Source organism: Bradyrhizobium quebecense (assembly GCF_013373795.3).
In the GTDB taxonomy this organism is placed as follows: Bacteria; Pseudomonadota; Alphaproteobacteria; order Rhizobiales; family Xanthobacteraceae; genus Bradyrhizobium; species Bradyrhizobium quebecense.
Genome location: NZ_CP088022.1, coordinates 6,298,748 through 6,316,211, shown reverse-complemented (window position 1 = coordinate 6,316,211; position 17,464 = coordinate 6,298,748). Strand labels below are relative to the sequence as shown.

Below are 17,464 nucleotides of genomic sequence, written 5' to 3'. Positions count from 1 at the left end.
GTCGCGAGAACGCGGAAGGGTGATCCACAAGCAGCGCCATAAATTCAGTGTCGTCCCGGCGAAAGCAGGGACGACGCCTGGGAAGGAGCCGTGCACTCGATCACCCGCTTTCGGCTTTCGCGGGTGATCGCACCGAACGAGCTGTTTGACAGGTCAATCGGACTTCTCCCCGTCGCGCGTGCAACGGCTTTGCCGTTGCGGCCTGAGCAGGCCCCCAGCACGACTGACGCACGCCAACGCGCACCGGCCATTGTCAGATGGCCGCGCGGGTCAGCAATGCTACGGAGATTGTGCGCCCTTGAGTCGCGGCGCGGCAGCGCGCCTAGTGGTCGGTTTTCGGCGTCTTGGCTGCAAAGTCGAGGCCGAACCGAAGGGCGCGTTCCTGGCGCTCTTCCGTCAGGAGCTGCAGCTCCCGTTCCAGCGACCGCGCGACCTCGTCCTGCGTTTCCTTGGAGTGGCGGCGGGAGCCGCCTTGCGGTTTGGCCGATTGGGCAGTCACGGGAGAATCCCTGTCATCGCAGTGTCATAGGCCGTGATGCCACGGCCGGAGTCCGGCGGACAATCAAAAAGAATTCAGCGGGATCCCTTTGGAATGTTTGTTGTGCATCTGACTCAAATTTAAGCAGGAAATTCTCCCGGCCTTGTCGCGAACGCCGAAGCCGTAGACCCGCGGTCTCATCAATTCGGATGAGACGGCCCGGTTCCCACGAAATCATTTCCGGATTCGCACGAAGACGTCCCGAAACCGACAAGGTCTAACCTTAGTAGCGTTGTGAAGGACGGGTGCCTGGTGAGACGCTGACGATTGAGGTTGCAAGATTCATCGGTGCTCCTGAGACGTTGGGGATGATCTCGGAAATGAAGAAGCCGAATGCTGTGCCATATGTCTGGGCGGCCGCGCTGATCGCGGTCGTCATCTGGGGCGTGAGCGGAACCCCGCAGATGGCGCATACCTCTGCCAGCAGCACGCATCTGGCTCGGGCGCGCTAGCGCGATTTCAAGCGAAGCGGCTTCCGGCTCGCGTGAAGACAACGCGTCTCGGCAAATACCTAGAGCTTCGGGCGCAGCGAACGCTGCATATCCATCGTGTAGGTATAGCGCCCTTCCGGGTGCGTGGTGATGGTGACCTCGAACAGTTCCTCGCGCAGGCCGTAGTAGCGGCGTACCACGGTGAGCGCCGGCGAGCCGGTCTTGACCCCGAGCGCCTTGGCGATCGGCGCCGGCATGCCGCGCACGAAGATTTCCATCTGCGCGCGCTCGGTGACCTGGCCATACATCTTGGCGATCTGCTCGTGCACCGGCGTGCGGCCATGGTCGGGCCGCGTCACGACATCGGCGAACCGGCGCAGCACGTAGATCTCGGTCCAGCCGAGCGGCGCGGCGAACTGGTCGGAGCGGCGCACGGCCTCGATCAGGAACCAGCTCTTGCCGGGCTCGCATTTCAGAAGCGCAGCCAGCTTGCGGTCGGCGACGATGTCGCTGCTGCCGACCACGTCGCGGTAGGTCTCGTTGGAATAGCGCAGCCACTCGCCGAGCGACTTGACGCTGTGGGTGAACAGCACCGGCGGTTCGGAGGCGATCACCACCGAACCGAGGCCGGCGCGGCGTACGATCAGGCCCTGGTCGATCAGGATGCGCAGCGCCTCGCGCACGGTCTGGCGACTCGCCTGATAGCTCGCCATCAACTCGGTTTCGGTCGGCAGCAGATTGCCGACCGCGTAGGTGCCGAGACGGATGTCCTTCTGCAGTCCGGCGGCGATGTCGCGGTAGCGGGACGATCTCGCCCTCTCCGGTTGTTCAGGCATGGCGGATCACTGGTATGCCGTATGGCAGGCAACCGGATATCCAGACTGCATCGACTGCAACGCGGCCTCGAGCGCGGCGAGCGTCGCCAGCACATCTGCTTCGGGCACCGGGAACGGCTGTCTGCGTTCGACCGCATCGGCAAAGGCCGAAAGTTCCGCGGTGAGCGTGTTGACCACCGGATAGCGCGTCGTCGCAGGCGCCTCGCCGGATTTCCGTAGCACCATCGTCCCCTCGTCGAGCACCTCCGCGGATCCCTTCGTCCCGAACACATGCACGCGCCAATAGAACGGTGTTGCGCGGACGGTAGCAAGGGTTGCACTCACGCCATTCACAAATTCAATCGCTAAAGTTGCAGTGTCGAGCGGCGGCGGTCCGGCCTCACGTTCACTCAACCGGGCATAGACCTGTCGGGCAGGACCAAGGAGGCTGACGAAGCCGTCGAGCACATGCAGCCCTGCGCCGGTCAGCCCGCCGCCCGGCGACTCCTCGGGCGACAGCCGCCAGCCCTGTGTGATGCCTTGCGAGTTCTCGTTGCTGTTGTGGCCCTCGACATGCAGGATCGTGCCGAGCTCGCCGCCGGCGACCATCGCGCGCAGCGCCTGCATCGACGGCCAGAACCGGCGGTTATGCCCGACCGCGAGCAGCACGCCGGCGTTGCGGCAGGCTGCGAACATCTCGGCCGCATCGCGGCGCTTGAGCGCCAGCGGCTTCTCGCAAAACACCTGCTTACCGGCCGCGGCGGCGGCGATCACCTGGCTCCTGTGCAGCGAATGCGGTGTTGCCAGCAGCACGGCATCGATCTCAGGCTCGGCCAGCACGGCCTGGAGGCTGGTCGCGGGGGACAGGCCATGTGCCGCGCAAAAGCTCGCGGCGCCGCTCATGTCGGGTTCCACCGCGCGGACGACGCTCAGCCGCGGCTCGTTCTGCGCAGCCTCGACCAGCGCGCGGCCCCAGCGGCCGAGGCCCGCGATCGCACAGTTGATCATGTGTGTTCCCCGTCCTGATCGCGTTCGGCACGAATCGCCTCGATGACAGCGGCGCTGTCGCTGTCCGGGCCGTTGAGTGCGATCGCCTTGCGCAGCAGCTCGGCCTGCACCGAGGTCAGCGGCAGAGGCAGGCTGTGCCGGCCGGCCTCCTGCAGGATCAGCTCGGCGTCCTTCAGGGTCTGCGCGATATGCGATTGCGGCGAGAAATCCCGCGCCAGCATCTTCGGTCCCTTGCTGTCCATCACGGCGGAATATGCCGCCGATTGCCGCGCGGTCGCAAGGAAGCTCGCGCCGTCGAGGCCGAGGCTCTCGGCGAACGCGATGCCTTCGGCGAGCGCGGCGCGGTTGTTCTGCAGGATCAGGTTGATGGCGAGCTTGGTGCGGCTCGCATTGCCGATCGCGCCGACATGGATCCGCTGCGGGCAGAGGATGTCGAGCGTCGCCGCGGCGGCTGCGATGACGTCGCGATCACCGGCGACCAGCGCGGTGGCCGTGCCCGCGCGGACCTCGGCGCTGGTGCCCGAGATCGGCGCTTCGATGAAGGAGAGCCGCGAGCGCGCGGCGAACTCGGCGATCGCCGTGATCTCGCCGGGCGCGCAGGTGGTGGTGCAGATGACGAGCGGCGGCGGCTCGGCGTTCGCGAGGTCCGGCAGCAAGCCCGTGACCTGGGCCGCGTCGTACACCGCAATGAGGATGGTCCGGCAGCGCGCCGCCACGTCGGCGGCGAAGGCCGCGAACTCGGCGCCGCTTGCCCGCAACCCGTCCGTCTTGGCCGCATCGATGTCGAAGCCGATCACCCCGACGCCGGCGTCGATCAGCCGCGCGGAAAGTGCCGATCCCATCAGGCCCAGGCCAATCATGCCGACCGGTGTCTCGCGAGCCATGATGCGACGGAGCTCTGGTCTATTGCGGCTGGATGCCGGCTGCCTTCACCTCCGCCGACCAGCGCACGACCTCGCTGCTGACGAAGGCGCCGAACTCGGCCGGCGTCAGCGGTGCCACCATCACGCCGACATCGGCGAGCTTCTTCCTGGTCTCCGGCATTGCGAGGTACTTGGCGCACTCGGCGTAGATCTTGTTGACCACCGGTTCCGGCGTGCCGGCGGGTGCGAATAGCCCGTACCAGATGGTGGCCTCGAAGCCGGGCATCGCTTCCGAGAGCGCAGGCAGGCCGGGCGTCAGCTCGTTGCGGGTCGCCGATGTCACGGCGATCCCGCGCAACGTGCCGCCCTGCATCTGCGGGATCGCGACCGAGAAGTCGCCGAACGTCAGGTCGATCACCCCTGCCATCACATCGGTCATCGCCTGCGGCACACCACGGTATGAAGCTGCGATCAGCGACAGGCCGCCGCGCGACTGCAGCTGCGCGATCGAGATCTGCGATGCGCCGGAGCCGTAGCCCGCGGTGAGATTGGCGGTGGCCTTGGCGTAGGCGAGGAACTGCGGCAGGTCCTTGGCCGCAAGCTTCGGGTTGACCAGCAGCACCATCGCCGTGGTGGTGGTGCGGATCACGGGCGCGAAATCCTTCACCGGGTCGTAGGGCAGGCTCTTGAGCGTCGCGACATTGCTGGCATGGGTGGTGTTGGTGCCCATCAACAGCGTGTAGCCGTCGGGTGCGCTGCGGGCGACCTCCTGGGCGCCGATGCTGCCGAGCGCGCCGGCGCGGTTCTCGATCAGCACGGTCTGGCCGAACGCGTCCTGCAAATGCTGGCCGACCAGCCGCGCGACATTGTCGGGCCCGGCGCCGGCCGGAAACGGCACGATGATCCTGAGCGGCCGTTGCGGGAAATCGTCCGTCGCGAAAGCCGGCAGGGCCGGGAGCGCAGCGAGCAGGACGACGAGCAGCCCCAGCCGTAACTTCATCCGGTCCCCTCCGCCTCTGCTTTTGGCAAATTTATACGGACAAATACATCAGAAAGGCAAGTATCAAGCCGACAGGAATATTGAGATGCGACATATTTATCCGTATAAATAGCCCATACAGGGGAGCAGACGACGATGGTGGACACCAGCGATCTTCACGCCCGCGGGCTGCGCCGGCGCCAGAAGATGTTCGGCGAGGTCGATGTCGCCAAGCGGATGGCGGCCGCGGGCGATTTTGGCACGCCGCTGCAAAACATCATCAATGCTTACGTCTATGGCGACGTCTGGGAGCGCAGCGGGCTGTCCGACCAGATCCGCAGCCTCGTGATGCTCGGCATCACTGCGGCGAGCAGCAAGCCGACCGAGTTCCGCGTTCATGCCAAGGGTGCGCTGGCCAATGGCTGCACCGCCGCGCAGGTGCAGGACGTGCTGCTGCTGGTCGCGATGTATTGCGGCATTCCGGCCGCGATCGAGACCAGCAAGATTGCAGCCGAAGTGTTCGGCGAGGCGCCTGCGGAGGGATAGGGCGCGGACCCGCGCCGTGATAGGGACGTTGCCGACTGCGACCGGCAACAGGATGTGCCCAAGGATCTGCCATGTCCGCCTTTCCGACCTCGACCACCGTGCTCGATTCCGTGCTGTTTCGCGATGCCTTCGGCACAAGCGCGATGCGCGAGGTGTTTTCCGACCTGCGGCTGCTGCAACGCTATGCCGAGGTCGAAGTCGCGCTGGCAAAGGCCGAAGCGCGCTGCGGCGTGATCCCTGAGGAAGCGGCCGAGGAGATCGCAAAGCGCACCGACGTCGCCGCGTTCGATTTCGACCTGCTGCGGCAGGAGACCGACATCGTCGGCTACCCGATCCTGCCGCTGGTGCATCAGATGGCAAAGCAGTGCGGCGAAGCGGGCCGATATGTCCATTGGGGCGCGACCACGCAGGACATCATGGACACCGCCGTGGTGCTGCAGCTGCGCGACGGCCTGAAAATCGTTGAGGAGGATATCAGCGCGCTGCGCGGCATCCTCGCCGACCTCTCGAAACGATACCGCGACACGCCGATGGCCGGTCGCACCCATCTGCAGCAGGCGCTGCCGGTGACCTTCGGCTACAAGACCGCGATCTGGCTCGCCGCCTTCGATCGCCACGCCGCGCGGCTGGCGGAGCTGAAGCCGCGCGTGCTGGTCGGTCAGTTCGCCGGCGCCGCCGGCACGCTGGCCTCGCTGGGTGACAAGGGCTTCGAGGTCCAGCAGGCGCTGTGCGAGGAGCTCGGCCTCGGCATTCCCGTCTCCACCTGGCATGTCGCGCGCGACGGTCTGGCGGAAGCGGTGAACTTCCTCGCGCTGGTGACGGGAACGCTCGGCAAGATCGCGCTCGACATCATGATCATGGCGTCGACCGAATTCGGCGAGGTCTACGAACCCTTCGTGAAGGGACGCGGCGCCTCCTCGACCATGCCGCAGAAGCGCAACCCGATCTCGTCGGAGCTGATGCTCGCCGCTTCCAAGGCGGTGCGCCAGCATGCAGGTTTGATGCTGGACGCGATGGTGCAGGATTTCGAGCGCGCCACCGGCCCGTGGCACGCCGAATGGATGGCGATCCCGGAAAGCTTCGTGCTGACCGCAGGCGCCCTGCACCAGGCCAGGTTCGCGCTTGGCGGCCTGATCGTCGACGAGAAGCGGATGGCCGACAATCTCGACATCAGCCGCGGGCTGATCGTCGCCGAAGCCGTGATGATGGGCCTTGCGCCCGCGATCGGCCGGCAGGAGGCGCATGATGTGGTCTACGACGCCTGCCGTGTCGCCAACGACAGGGGTCTGACGCTGGCCGAGGCGCTGGCGGCGGATGATCGCGTCACGAGCCGGATCGACGGGGCGACGATCGACCGCCTCGCCGCGCCGAAAAACTATCTCGGCCTCGCGCCCGCGATGGTCGACCGGGTGCTGGCTTCAGTGAAGCGGTAAAATTCGACGCAATTGCTCGCCGTCGCGTGATCGGGCGCGGCGGGCGGGAACCTTGCGGATGCGGATCGAATTGGACTACGAATCCTTAAAAGCCCTCAAACGACACGGCCGGACACTTCATGACCGCACATCAACGCAACCTTTCCGCCTCGATCGATCCTGTAAAACTCGATCGTCTCGCCGAAGTCGCGATCAAGGTCGGCCTGCAGCTGCAGCCGGGGCAGGATCTGCTGCTGACGGCGCCTGCGGCGGCAATGCCGCTGGTGCGGCGGGTCGTGGAGCATGCTTACAAGGCCGGCGCGGGTCTCGTGACCCCGTTCTTCTCGGATGAAGAGCTCACGCTGGCGCGCTACCGCTACGCCAACGATGCGAGCTTCGATCGCGCCGCGGGCTGGCTCTACGAGGGGATGGCGAAGGCGTTCGGCGCCAACACCGCGCGGCTTGCGATCGTCGGCGACAATCCGATGCTGCTGTCCGGCGAAGACCCGACCAAGGTGGCGCGCGCCAGCAAGGCCAATTCGATCGCCTACCAGCCTGCGCTGGAGAAGATCGTCAATTTCGACACCAACTGGAACATCATCGCCTATCCCAGCACGTCCTGGGCGAGGCAGGTATTCCCCGACGATGCCGAGGATGTCGCGGTGGCGAAGCTCGCGGACGCGATCTTCTCAGCGTCCCGGGTCGATCAGGACGGCGCCGTCGCCAACTGGGAGAGGCACAATGCCAGGCTGCGCGAGCGCACCGAATGGCTGAACGGCCAGCGCTTCCACGCGCTGAAATATTCCGGTCCCGGAATGGACCTCACTATTGGCCTTGCCGACGGTCATGAATGGGAAGGCGGCGCGTCGACCGCCAAGAACGGCATTGTCTGCAATGCCAACATTCCGACCGAGGAGGTCTTCACCACGCCGCACTGCCGCCGCGTCAGCGGCCACGTCGTCAGCTCCAAGCCGCTGTCCTATCAGGGTACCCTGATCGACAATATCTCGGTCAAGTTCGAGGAGGGCCGCATCGTCGAGGCCAAGGCCTCCCGCGGCGAGGAAGTGCTGAACAAGGTGCTCGACACCGACGAGGGCGCGCGCCGCCTCGGCGAGGTCGCGCTGGTGCCGCACTCATCGCCGATCTCGAAGAGCGGGCTGTTGTTCTTCAATACGTTGTTCGACGAGAACGCCGCCTCGCACATCGCGCTCGGCCAGTGCTACTCGAAATGCTTCGTCAACGGCGACAAGCTGACGCCGCAGCAGATCGCCGAGCAGGGCGGCAACAAGAGCCTGATCCATATCGACTGGATGATCGGCTCCGCCCACACCGACATCGACGGCATCCACGCCGACGGCCGCAGCGTGCCGGTGTTCCGCAAGGGCGAGTGGGCGTAAGGCGCGGCTACCAAAGCTTGCGCGCACGCGCGGCGATCAGGTCGCCGCGCGGCGCGCTGAAGCGGCAGGTCTCGTGCTGGGGCCGGAAGCCGAGCCGGCGATAGATCTTCAGCGCGGGCGCGTTGCGGCTCGAGACGTTGAGCCAGCAGGGATGTTCGACCGACACGTCGTGTGCGGCCAGTACGCGATAGACCAGCAGTTGGCCGAGCCCGCGTCCTTGCCGCGCCGGATCGACGGCGACCGACTCGATCCACATCGAGTTCCGCTCCGGCTCGGTCAGGCAGAAGCCCGACATCTGGCCATCTTCCGACGCGATCCAGACTTCGCTCTCGGTCAGGACCTGCGCCATCTCCTCCGGCGAATACCGGCGGAACGCGGAGTCCGAGGCATAGGCGGCGTTGTGGAGGCGCGCCACCTCGGCGGCGCAGGCGGTGACGTCGCTGACCTGCTCGATGGTGGCGCGGGCCGCCGCGAGCGTGCGTGCCGGCTGCAACGGCTCGACGCATTTCATCCCGATTTCGGACTCGACATGAACAAAGCCGAAGGCGGCCACGAAGGCCATTCCCGCCGGCCAATCGCTGCTCACCAGCGTCTGGACGGTGAGATCGGGATCAGTGTCGATCGCAAGCACGTCGTCGAACAGCGCGAGGCCAATCCGGCGGCGCCGCATCTCGGGCGCGACGACGATCTTGAGGAACCGGGAATGATGCGGGCCCTGATCGCGCAACGATGATTCAGCGAGCCCGAGGAGCCGGCCGTTCCGTTCAGCAATGCGGAAGTCGCGGCCGCCACGGTTCTGCGGCAGTTTCAGGAACTGGTCCCACTGCGGCAGCGTGACAGGGCCCAGCCGCGGTTCCACCGCAGCCGCCTTTGCGTAAAGTTCGACCACCGCTTCTGCATCAGCCTCACGAAGCGGCCGGATGGTGATGCTGTCATCCATGAGTCGCAAGTTTACCCGATATCGAGCCGATAGACATCCTTTGCCGTCTGCAAGAACAACGCCGTCTTCTCGGCTTCGCTATATTGTGATGCAAGCCGTTTAAAGGTGTTGAAGATCACCTGATAGCTGCACTGTCCCTTATCAGGTGGGAAGTTGCTTTCGAACATGCAACGGTTCGGGCCGAACGCCTCGATGCAGGTCTCCACATAGGGCCGCCAGGCGGCGGCGAGTTCCTCCGACGAGGGCGGCTTGGGGCGGAGGTGGAAGTCGTAGCCGAGCAGGCACATCGCCAGCCCGCCGAGCTTGACCACGACGTTCGGGCATTTGGCGATCTCCCGGATCGACGCCTTCCAGACCGGAAAGGTCTCCTCGCGCTTGCCAGCGAAGCGGCCGGTGCCGACCGGGCCACCGCAATGGTCGAGCACGATTCGGGTGTCGGGAAAGGCACGCGCGAGGTCGGTCAGTTCGCCGATCTGCGGGTGGAACAGCCAGGCATCGAAGCTGAGGCCGAGCGGCGCCAGGCAGGCGAACCCCCTACGAAAGGTGGCATCCAGCAAGATGCCCTTCGGGCGGTTGGCATACATGTGGGCGACGTTGGGGTCCTCGTCCCAGGCCGAGGAGTGGCGAATGCCGCGGAACCGGCCGTTGCCGGCGGCGATTTCCGCCTCGAGCACCGCCTTGGCCTGGTCGCCGATCAGAAGGTTAACGTGGCTGACGATGCCGGCGCAGATCGCCGCCTTGCCGTAGCCGCCGCTCGCCGCCATCGCCGCCACGCCGTTGGCGAACTCGACCTCGCCGACCGGCCGGAACGCCTCCGGGCCATCGGCGCGATACATCGACCGGCAATCGACATAGACGGTCGCCACGATGTTGTGGCCGGAGGCGATGTCGTCGCGCATGTCCTCGATCAGATAGCGCAAGCCCCCGCGGTCCCAGAGATGATGGTGCGGATCGACGATCGGCCTGTTAGGATCGATGATCTCCTCGGTGTATTGGGCGAGCCAGTCTTCGCGCGGATTGGCATAGAGCCCGCTCGCAGAGGCGGGCAGAGTGCTGGCCATGGATGATGCTCCCTGTTCTTGCTCTTGTCGGCCGCCGATCCGATATCGGCTGTGCGAAGGATAACGAGCCGCGCGCGAGCAGGTCAAATGCGCAGGCGTGGCGCCTCGTGCCCCGTCACCATCCACGCCACGCCGGCGCCAGCGAACTGGACGAGGCTTCCGGCGATCATCGCGAGCAGCAGGCCGTGGCTGCCGCCGCCGGTTGCGGCGTAGCACGCGCCGAGCACCGCAACCCCGATCGTCGCGCCGCTGATCCGGGCCACGTTGATCAGCGCCGCAGCCGTACCGGCCCGCGCAGCGGCGACGTCGCCGACGGCCATCGCCGAGAGCGGCCCCGCAGCGAGGCCGAGCCCGAGCCCGGTGATGGCCAGTCCGAGCTCAGCCAGGGCAATGTCTGGTTGCAGGCCACCGAGGCCGATCATCAGGAGGCCGACGCCCATCAGCGTCACGCCGCCCGAGGTGGCCGCGCGCAGCCCGAGCTTGTCCGACAGCATGCCGGAGAACGGTGAGACCAGGACGAAGACCAGCGACATCGGCAGCAGCGCGGCGGCGCTTGCCGCGGCATCGAGCCGTCCGCTCGACTGCCACGCCAGCGGCAGTACGAAGACCATGCCGTACCCGCCGAATGTCATGCCCGTGGTGGCGATCATCGCGGCGCGGAACCGGCGCGCGCTGAAAATCTCCGGCGACAGCAGCGCCCCGGCCCCTCTCCTTCTTTCGACGGCGATCAGCAGGGCTACCGAAAGCGAAGCGACTATCAGTGCTACGGTCATCGCGCCCGGCGCCGATTGTGCGCCGATGGCGGCATAGGTCAGGCTTCCAAGCGCCAATGCACCGCAGAGCTGGGCCGGAATGTCGACCGCGCGCCGCTGCGGGTTGACCGATTCCGGGATCGTCGACCCAGCCATCAGCACGACGAGCAGGCCGAACGGCACGATCACCAGGAAGATGCTGCGCCAGCCCAACCACGGGATCAGCAGCCCGCCAAGGCTCGGTCCCAGTGCCATGGCGACGCCGTTGCAGGCCGCCCAGATACCAAGCGCACGGGCGCGCTCGTCCGGCCGGTCCCAGACCACCCGGATGATCGCAAGCGAGGCCGGAATCATCAGCGCGCCGCCGGCGCCCGTGAGGGCACGTCCGCCGATCAGCACCAGCGCGGATGGCGCGGCCGCGCACAGCAGTGACGCGAAAGTGAAGATCAGAGCGCCGCAGATCAGGATGCGGCGCCGGCCGTATATGTCCGCGAGCATCCCGCCGGTCAGCAGCGAGACCGCGTAGACCAGATTGTAGCTGTCGACGATCCATTGCAACTCATCGACACCGGCGCCGAAATGATCGCCGATCGCGCGCGCGCCGAGATTGACGATGAACGTATCGATGTGCGCGATCGTGACGGCGAGGCACAGCGTCAGCAGCGTGAGCCGGTGCGATGCGCGCATGGCAAAGGGTTTACGCCGAAGCATATCGTCCATCGCGGATCCTGCTATTCGATGTTGGCCGGGCGTTCAGGCCCTGGTGGCGGACCGCTTGGCGCGGGCGCGCTGCTGTGGCGAGACCTTGGGTCGCGTGCCTGCCGCGACCCACTCGTCGTAGAACTCGATCTTGGCGTCGACCAGCGCGAGCGCTTCGGTCCATTTGGCGATCATGGCCCGGACGCGGAGCTGGTGCTCGGCGAGCAGCGCGCGGCGCTTGCGCAAGGTCGCGCTGCCCTGCTTCACGAGCGTGGTATAGTCGCGAAGCTGCTTGATCGACATCCCGGTCAAGCGCAGCCGCTCCATCAGATCCAGCCAGCCAATGTGATAGTCGTTGTAGACGCGGCGCCTGCCGCGGTCCCTCACGACGCCGGGCATCAGGCCCTGCGCTTCATACCAGCGGATGGTATGCACGCTTCGGCCGGAGCGCCGCGCGATGTCGCCGATGTAGAGTGCGTTCGGCGTCGCCTGCAAATCGGGTGTCCTGGCGTCCATCACAGATAGACCGCTTTCATCGCGCCGGCCGGATAGCGCTCACCTGCCGCGGCGCCGGCCGGGATGGCTGCTGAAATCCGTGCCAGCTCGTGCGGCGAAAGCACCACGTCGAGGGCGTCGATGTTCTCGTCCAGCCGGCTGCGCTGCTTGGTGCCGGGAATCGGCACGATGTCCTGTCCCTGAGCCAGCAGCCAGGCGAGCACGAGCTGAGCCGGTGTGCAATTCTTCTCGCGTGCGATCGTCACGATGCCGCTGACGAGATCGCGGTTGCGGGCAAAATTATCGCCGGCGAAGCGCGGATGATCGCCGCGGCGATCGCCCGCGATGTCGGCCTGCGACTGGATCTGCCCGGTCAGGAAGCCGCGGCCGAGCGGCGAATAGGCGACGAAGGCGATGCCGAGCGCCCGCGTCGTCTCCAGGGTCTCCTCGGCCTCGCTGCGGTACAGCAGGGAATATTCGGTCTGCACCGCGGCCAGCCTGTGCACCTTGTGCGCGCGGCGAATGGTTTCGGGGCGCGCCTCGCACAGGCCGAGATGGCGAACCTTTCCTTGCTCGACCAGACGCGCCATCGCGCCGACCGTATCCTCGATCGGGACGTTCGGATCGATGCGGTGCTGGTAGTAGAGATCGATGGTTTCGATGTTGAGCCGCTTCAGGCTCGCCTCGCAGGCTTGCTGGACATAGGCGGGCCGCCCGTCCACGCCCTGTCCGGTCGCGGTCTTCACTTGACCGAATTTGGTCGCGATCACGACCCTGTCGCGCAGGCCCTTCAGCGCGCGGCCCAGCAATTCCTCGTTGTGGCCCCAGCCATAGAGATCGGCGCTGTCGAGGAAGTCGATGCCCCGGTCGATGGCGTAGCGGATGAAGTCGGGCGTCGCCGTATCGTCATTGGCGCCGTAGACGCCGGACAGTGACATGCAGCCGAGCCCGACGGCGGAAACCTGCGGGCCGTCGTTGCCGAGCCTGCGGTGCGGGAGCTTGCTTGAAGGTGTCATGCGGTTGGTCCTCGTGGCCGGGTGTTGCCGGACGATCCCGAGTGAACAAGCTAGAGTATACTCTAGGTCAAGCGCGAAAAGTGCAGGCGCACGAAATCGTGTCAGGGGGCAGTCGGGCGCCTTATACGCCGTCGAGGATGATCACCGTTGGCGTCCCCGGCAGCGTGTCGCGCGAGATCCGCAAGGTGCGCTCGCCGCCGCGGCGGTCGATCTCGAATTGCTGGCCGATCAGGCGCATGAACTCGTCGAGCGGGGTCGCGAACCGGTGCATCGGCAGCACGACGGCGGCGCGCAACCGCCTGGTGATCTCGGAGATGCCGTCGAGCGACATCGTATAGGTGCCGTCGATCGGCACCATCACGATGTCGAGCCGGCCGATCGCCGCGAAATGGCTGTCGTCGAGCTTGACATGAAGGTGGCCGAGATGGCCGATGCACAGGCCGGCGACCTCGAAGATGAAGATCGAGTTGCCGTCCTTGATCATCTCGCCGCCGGAATCTTCGCCCCAATAGCGGCGGATGTCGGTGGTGACGTTGCGGATATAGACGTCGCCGATCCGCATCCCGTAATGCGCGGCCTGGCCGTTCTCGCCCCAGCCATGCAGCACGTGCGGAATCCTGGGATCGGGAAACAGCGTGTAATGCGTCGCGTGGGCCCGGTTCATGGTCGCGATGTCGGGCAGCCGCCCGGTCTGATAGACGCCGTTGTAGTCGGTCGCGATCCTGATGCCGCCGGGTGTGTCGATGTAATAAGTGGAATGGCCGGCATAGGTGATCGCGACCTCGTCGGCTTTGGCCGCGACGCGCCGGTAGCTTACCGGGACGGCGCGGAGCGGCGCATTGGCCATCGCCAGGCACTCGCTGCGCTGGGCATCCTGCGCCAGGGCGTAGCTGGTGAACGTTCCCAGCAGGACGAGCGCGGCGAGCAATCTCAGCATGACCTGTTCCGCCTTCGGCGATATCCGCCGGCGTCAGACTATCGCGCAATTGGCGTGCCGTCATGATGAGGCGGGCGCATCGCTCCATGTCGTTGGCTGCAATACGATCCGGGCGATTATTGCGTCAGGACGCGTTACCATGCTGCGCAGATCAGAGCGATCAGGGAGTTCTGCGTGACTGACAATAGCTCCGCGCCGCGCGCGTCATCCACCAAACGGCTCGAGCCATTGCGCCATGTCGACGCCGGCGTGCTCGACATCGCCTATTTCGAGGCGGGTCCCGCCGACGGTCCGGCCGTGATGCTGATGCACGGCTTTCCCTACGACATCCATTCCTATGTGGATGTTGCCCCGATGTTGGCGGCACAGGGTTGCCGGGTCATCGTGCCCTATCTGCGTGGCTACGGCCCGACGGTATTCCGTGACAAGGCGACGCCGCGCTCGGGCGAGCAGGCGGCGGTCGGGGCTGACCTGATCGCGCTGATGGATGCGCTCGGCATCAAGCGCGCGGTGGTCGCCGGGTACGATTGGGGCGGCCGCGCCGCCTCGATCGGTGCGGCGCTGTGGCCGGAACGATGCATCGGGCTCGTCTGCACCAACGGCTACATGATCCAGGATATCGCACATGCGATGGTGCCGGCTCGGCCGGATCACGAAGTGGCGCTGTGGTATCAATATTACTTCCAGCTCGAGCGCGGACGTGCCGGGCTTGCCGCCAACCGGCGCGGCATCGCCAGGATATTGTGGTCGCAGTGGTCGCCGAGCTGGGCGTTCGACGACGCCTGTTTCGAGCGCACCGCGATCGCATTCGACAATCCGGACTATGTCGACGTCGTGATCCACAGCTACCGGCATCGCTTCGGCCTCGCCGATGGGGACCCGCAACATGCGGAGGTGCAGCGGCGGCTCGCCGCATTGCCGGTGGTCACTGTCCCCACGATCTCGCTCGATGGCGCCGACGACGGCGTGACGCCTGCGCGCGACGGCAGCGCCAGCGCGGCCAAGTACACTGCCCGCCGGGCGCATCGCGTGATCCCGGGCGCCGGCCACAATCTGCCGCAGGAAGCGCCGGAGGCGTTCGCCGCGGCGGTGATGGAGCTGGTGAAGGGCTAGCGTGGTTCCTACGCGCGGCGCGGGCTGATCTTCCAGGCGATCGCGAGCGTCAACAGCGTCAGAATGCCGCTGACGAACGCGGCCGTCGGGATCGTCAGGGCCAGCGCTGCGGTTGCGGCCCAGCCGATCGAGGAGAAGGCTTCCGCGAAGGTGGCGATGCGGGAGGAGGTCTGGCGCCGGCGGAACTGGCTGCGCTTGGCCTGCGCGCGGAACCAGAGCTGGACCGCGGCGGCGGATGCGGTCGCGATGACGATCGCGATCGCCGTGACCGCGGCCTGCCCCGGCGAGGCGAATGCCAGCGCGGCCACCAGCGGCGCGAAGACGGCGGCGATCGCGATCAGGACGACCTCGACCTTGGCGCGGGTCACGCGCGACGGCGGCAGCGGCGCGGTCGCCACCAGATCGGGCGCGTCCTCGCCCGAGATGGTCAGCCACGCCAGTCCGCCGGCGAGCTGGCCTGCGGCCATCACGATGACCGGCGTGATCAGCACGATCGCGGTCGACGTGCCGGAGAAGCTGCGCCACAGCATCAGCGCCGGCGGCAGCAAATAGAGCATCTGCATCAGGCTCTGCGACAGCAGCCACGGATCGCGGCGCAGCAGCAGGAACTCCTTGCGCCGCAGCGCCTGCTGCCGCGAGCCGGTCCGGAACGCGCGGGCGCGTCCCTGCGTGACCGTCGCCGGATTGGCGGCGACACGTGCGACGGTGTCGGCAAACCGCGGCGCGAACACCGCCATCACGACGCCGAGCAGCACGAGCGCGGTGGCGAGCAGCAGCATCATGATTTCGAAATCGCCGAGCGATGCGCGCGCCGGCCACCAGACGAGGCTGTCGAGGGTCGGGGCAATTCGTGCCGCGGTATCCGAGGTCAGAAAGGCAAAGCGCGACAGCGTGCCGTAGGACAGCACGGCGACGACTTGCAACGCGATGACGAAGCCGGCGCCGATGACGGCGGAGACGATCTGTGCCACCAGCCGCGTCCGGCCCGGTCCGATCAGGCGAAACAGCAACGCGGTGACGGCGATCGCCGCCGCCGCCGCCGACAGCCCGATCGCAAGGACGACGCCGAAGCCGGCAAGCCAACGTGCACCGCCGAGATATACCAGCACGTCGATGAACGGCGTCGACAGCAAGAGCGCCATGCTGCTCACCGTCAGCGCGATCGCGGCGATCCGGATCGAGAAGATGTTGGTGAGCTTTGCCGGCGACGACATGATCAGGTCGAGATCGGCGCGGGCGTAGAACACCCGCGTCACCGACTCGATCGCCTGCGAGAGCATCAGCGCCCAGGACAGGAAGATCGTTGCGGTCAGCACGATCAGCGAGGACGGATCGAGCGGAAACCGCAGGTCGACATAGCGGGCGACCACGGCATAGGCCGGCAGATGCAGGATCGCCGCGAAGATCAGCAGGCCGATGACGGCGTGGTTGCGCCGACGCCGGCCGCCGGTCATCATCGCCAGCCATTCGCGCCACGCCAGGCGGAATTCGTGGCGGGCGAACCAGGTGAGATGAGCGGTCGAGCTCACGCGGCGGCCGCCTCGGTATCGACCAGCGCGATGAACATGTCCTCGAGGGTGGTATCGTTGCGGCCGTTCTGCTCGCGCAGCTCGGCCAGCGTGCCCTCGGCGATCAGCCTGCCGGCCGCGATCACGCCGATCCGGTCGGCCATGCGCTCGGCGACCTCGAGAATATGGGTGGTCATGATCACGGTGCAGCCGGCGCGGACGCGCTCCTGCAGCAGTCCCTTGACGTGACGCGCCGACAGCGCGTCGAGGCCGGTCAGCGGCTCATCGAGAATGATCAGGCGGGGATCGTGCACCAGCGCACCGGCGAGCGCCACCTTCTGGCGCATGCCCTTGGAGAAGCCCTCGCAGCGCTCGTTGAGATGCGGCTCGAGCCCGAGCGACACCAGGAGATTGCGCGCCGACTTCTCCGACGTGCGGGGATCGATGCCCCATAGGCCGGCGACGAATTCGAGATATTCGAGCGGCGTCAGCTTGTCGTAGATCATCGGCTCGTCGGACACCCAGGCCATGATCTGCTTGGCTGAGACCGGGTCGGCCAGCGCATCGATGCCGAGGATCGACACCGAGCCGGCATCGGGCCGCAATAGCCCCGCCACCATGCGCAGCGTCGTGGTCTTGCCGGCGCCGTTCGGCCCGAGCAGCGCATAGAATTCACCGACACGGACGGTGAGATCGAGCGCGTCGACCGCCGGGCGGTCGAAACGCTTGGTTAACCCTCGCACGGCGAGTGCGGACAGTTCCGAAGTCATGGTGCGTTGGCGATCCGGGAGTTCGCTCGTCGGTTGCATAAGCTTGGACAAAAACCGTTTCGGTGCAGTGAATCGCACGGGGCAAATCGAACGCGATATCCGTATTAGTCCGTGCTGCGGCATATCTCCGCAAATGTGATGATACAGCCGGATCAGCGGTTTGTTGACAGGGATCGGGCCTTTT

General features: G+C 66.3%; 18 protein-coding genes. 5 read left to right on the top strand and 13 right to left on the bottom strand.

Annotated elements, in window-relative coordinates; translation table 11 throughout:
• Positions 1–322 precede the first annotated feature (322 nt).
• Positions 323–499, bottom strand: a complete 177-nt coding sequence (locus tag HU230_RS30455) for a hypothetical protein (protein ID WP_176528650.1) — start codon at positions 497–499, stop codon at positions 323–325.
• Positions 500–858: 359 nt separating this feature from the next.
• Here HU230_RS30455 and HU230_RS43715 point away from each other — a divergent pair, with 359 nt between their 5' ends.
• Positions 859–990, top strand: a complete 132-nt coding sequence (locus HU230_RS43715) for a hypothetical protein (protein ID WP_275948933.1) — start codon at positions 859–861, stop codon at positions 988–990.
• Between the two features lie 59 nt (positions 991–1,049).
• Here HU230_RS43715 and HU230_RS30450 read toward each other — a convergent pair whose 3' ends face one another.
• The 4 genes from HU230_RS30450 to HU230_RS30435 are packed head-to-tail and all read right to left on the bottom strand — an operon-like array spanning position 1,050 to position 4,655.
• Complete coding sequence (locus tag HU230_RS30450; RefSeq protein WP_176528651.1) at positions 1,050–1,805, bottom strand: GntR family transcriptional regulator; 756 nt, start codon at positions 1,803–1,805, stop codon at positions 1,050–1,052.
• Positions 1,806–1,811: 6 nt separating this feature from the next.
• Complete coding sequence (locus HU230_RS30445; RefSeq protein WP_176528652.1) at positions 1,812–2,792, bottom strand: Gfo/Idh/MocA family protein; 981 nt, start codon at positions 2,790–2,792, stop codon at positions 1,812–1,814.
• Positions 2,789–3,676, bottom strand: coding sequence for an NAD(P)-dependent oxidoreductase (locus HU230_RS30440; protein ID WP_176528653.1), 888 nt, complete (start codon positions 3,674–3,676; stop codon positions 2,789–2,791). Before HU230_RS30440 ends, HU230_RS30445 begins: the two co-directional genes overlap by 4 nt.
• Before the next feature lie 19 nt (positions 3,677–3,695).
• Positions 3,696–4,655: a Bug family tripartite tricarboxylate transporter substrate binding protein gene (locus HU230_RS30435; RefSeq protein ID WP_176528654.1), complete on the bottom strand. Its 960-nt coding sequence runs from the start codon at positions 4,653–4,655 to the stop codon at positions 3,696–3,698.
• 135 nt (positions 4,656–4,790) lie between these two features.
• Here HU230_RS30435 and HU230_RS30430 point away from each other — a divergent pair, with 135 nt between their 5' ends.
• The 3 genes from HU230_RS30430 to HU230_RS30420 all read left to right on the top strand — a co-directional run bounded on the left by HU230_RS30430 (position 4,791) and on the right by HU230_RS30420 (position 7,989).
• Complete coding sequence (locus HU230_RS30430) at positions 4,791–5,180, top strand: carboxymuconolactone decarboxylase family protein (RefSeq protein WP_097670965.1); 390 nt, start codon at positions 4,791–4,793, stop codon at positions 5,178–5,180.
• Positions 5,181–5,251: 71 nt separating this feature from the next.
• Positions 5,252–6,613, top strand: coding sequence for a 3-carboxy-cis,cis-muconate cycloisomerase (pcaB, locus tag HU230_RS30425; protein WP_176528655.1), 1,362 nt, complete (start codon positions 5,252–5,254; stop codon positions 6,611–6,613).
• Positions 6,614–6,732: 119 nt separating this feature from the next.
• Positions 6,733–7,989 (top strand): aminopeptidase, encoded by a 1,257-nt coding sequence (locus HU230_RS30420; RefSeq protein ID WP_176528656.1) that lies wholly within the window; start codon positions 6,733–6,735, stop codon positions 7,987–7,989.
• 7 nt (positions 7,990–7,996) lie between these two features.
• Here HU230_RS30420 and HU230_RS30415 read toward each other — a convergent pair whose 3' ends face one another.
• The 6 genes from HU230_RS30415 to HU230_RS30390 all read right to left on the bottom strand — a co-directional run bounded on the left by HU230_RS30415 (position 7,997) and on the right by HU230_RS30390 (position 13,889).
• Entirely contained in the window at positions 7,997–8,929 is a 933-nt protein-coding gene (locus HU230_RS30415) for a GNAT family N-acetyltransferase (protein ID WP_176528657.1), read from the bottom strand.
• An 11-nt stretch (positions 8,930–8,940) separates the two neighbouring features.
• On the bottom strand, positions 8,941–9,990 hold the full coding sequence (locus tag HU230_RS30410; protein ID WP_176528658.1) for an amidohydrolase family protein: 1,050 nt from the start codon (positions 9,988–9,990) through the stop codon (positions 8,941–8,943).
• Between the two features lie 83 nt (positions 9,991–10,073).
• Entirely contained in the window at positions 10,074–11,462 is a 1,389-nt protein-coding gene (locus tag HU230_RS30405; RefSeq protein ID WP_176528659.1) for an MFS transporter, read from the bottom strand.
• A 33-nt stretch (positions 11,463–11,495) separates the two neighbouring features.
• Positions 11,496–11,957, bottom strand: a complete 462-nt coding sequence (locus tag HU230_RS30400; RefSeq protein WP_092119706.1) for a MerR family transcriptional regulator — start codon at positions 11,955–11,957, stop codon at positions 11,496–11,498.
• On the bottom strand, positions 11,957–12,952 hold the full coding sequence (locus HU230_RS30395; RefSeq protein ID WP_176528660.1) for an aldo/keto reductase: 996 nt from the start codon (positions 12,950–12,952) through the stop codon (positions 11,957–11,959). The genes HU230_RS30400 and HU230_RS30395 overlap by 1 nt, the downstream gene beginning before the upstream one ends.
• Before the next feature lie 121 nt (positions 12,953–13,073).
• A complete protein-coding gene (locus HU230_RS30390) occupies positions 13,074–13,889 on the bottom strand; it encodes an MBL fold metallo-hydrolase (RefSeq protein WP_176528661.1) in 816 nt (271 codons plus the stop codon).
• A gap of 174 nt (positions 13,890–14,063) precedes the next feature.
• Between HU230_RS30390 and HU230_RS30385 the strand changes: the two genes are divergently transcribed.
• Positions 14,064–15,002: an alpha/beta fold hydrolase gene (locus HU230_RS30385; protein WP_224943717.1), complete on the top strand. Its 939-nt coding sequence runs from the start codon at positions 14,064–14,066 to the stop codon at positions 15,000–15,002.
• 8 nt (positions 15,003–15,010) lie between these two features.
• Here the strand turns inward: HU230_RS30385 and HU230_RS30380 are convergent, their stop codons facing one another.
• Together HU230_RS30380 and HU230_RS30375 are read right to left on the bottom strand one after the other, a co-directional pair.
• A complete protein-coding gene (locus HU230_RS30380; protein ID WP_176528662.1) occupies positions 15,011–16,531 on the bottom strand; it encodes a permease in 1,521 nt (506 codons plus the stop codon).
• The gene (locus HU230_RS30375) at positions 16,528–17,280 is read right to left on the bottom strand and encodes an ABC transporter ATP-binding protein (RefSeq protein ID WP_097670958.1); all 753 of its coding nucleotides are present in this window, start codon (positions 17,278–17,280) and stop codon (positions 16,528–16,530) included. The genes HU230_RS30380 and HU230_RS30375 overlap by 4 nt, the downstream gene beginning before the upstream one ends.
• Positions 17,281–17,464 lie beyond the last annotated feature (184 nt).

Bases quoted from the DNA above. Each gene is read 5' to 3' on its own strand.
- HU230_RS30445 (WP_176528652.1), bottom strand. From the start codon at position 2,792: ATGATCAACTGTGCGATCGCGGGCCTCGGCCGCTGGGGCCGCGCGCTG.
- HU230_RS30390 (WP_176528661.1), bottom strand. From the start codon at position 13,889: ATGCTGAGATTGCTCGCCGCGCTCGTCCTGCTGGGAACGTTCACCAGC.
- HU230_RS30400 (WP_092119706.1), bottom strand. From the start codon at position 11,957: ATGGACGCCAGGACACCCGATTTGCAGGCGACGCCGAACGCACTCTAC.
- HU230_RS30420 (WP_176528656.1), top strand. From the start codon at position 6,733: ATGACCGCACATCAACGCAACCTTTCCGCCTCGATCGATCCTGTAAAA.
- HU230_RS30410 (WP_176528658.1), bottom strand. From the start codon at position 9,990: ATGGCCAGCACTCTGCCCGCCTCTGCGAGCGGGCTCTATGCCAATCCG.
- HU230_RS30415 (WP_176528657.1), bottom strand. From the start codon at position 8,929: ATGGATGACAGCATCACCATCCGGCCGCTTCGTGAGGCTGATGCAGAA.
- pcaB (WP_176528655.1), top strand. From the start codon at position 5,252: ATGTCCGCCTTTCCGACCTCGACCACCGTGCTCGATTCCGTGCTGTTT.
- HU230_RS30440 (WP_176528653.1), bottom strand. From the start codon at position 3,676: ATGGCTCGCGAGACACCGGTCGGCATGATTGGCCTGGGCCTGATGGGA.
- HU230_RS30405 (WP_176528659.1), bottom strand. From the start codon at position 11,462: ATGGACGATATGCTTCGGCGTAAACCCTTTGCCATGCGCGCATCGCAC.
- HU230_RS30450 (WP_176528651.1), bottom strand. From the start codon at position 1,805: ATGCCTGAACAACCGGAGAGGGCGAGATCGTCCCGCTACCGCGACATC.
- HU230_RS30430 (WP_097670965.1), top strand. From the start codon at position 4,791: ATGGTGGACACCAGCGATCTTCACGCCCGCGGGCTGCGCCGGCGCCAG.
- HU230_RS43715 (WP_275948933.1), top strand. From the start codon at position 859: ATGAAGAAGCCGAATGCTGTGCCATATGTCTGGGCGGCCGCGCTGATC.
- HU230_RS30435 (WP_176528654.1), bottom strand. From the start codon at position 4,655: ATGAAGTTACGGCTGGGGCTGCTCGTCGTCCTGCTCGCTGCGCTCCCG.
- HU230_RS30375 (WP_097670958.1), bottom strand. From the start codon at position 17,280: ATGACTTCGGAACTGTCCGCACTCGCCGTGCGAGGGTTAACCAAGCGT.
- HU230_RS30395 (WP_176528660.1), bottom strand. From the start codon at position 12,952: ATGACACCTTCAAGCAAGCTCCCGCACCGCAGGCTCGGCAACGACGGC.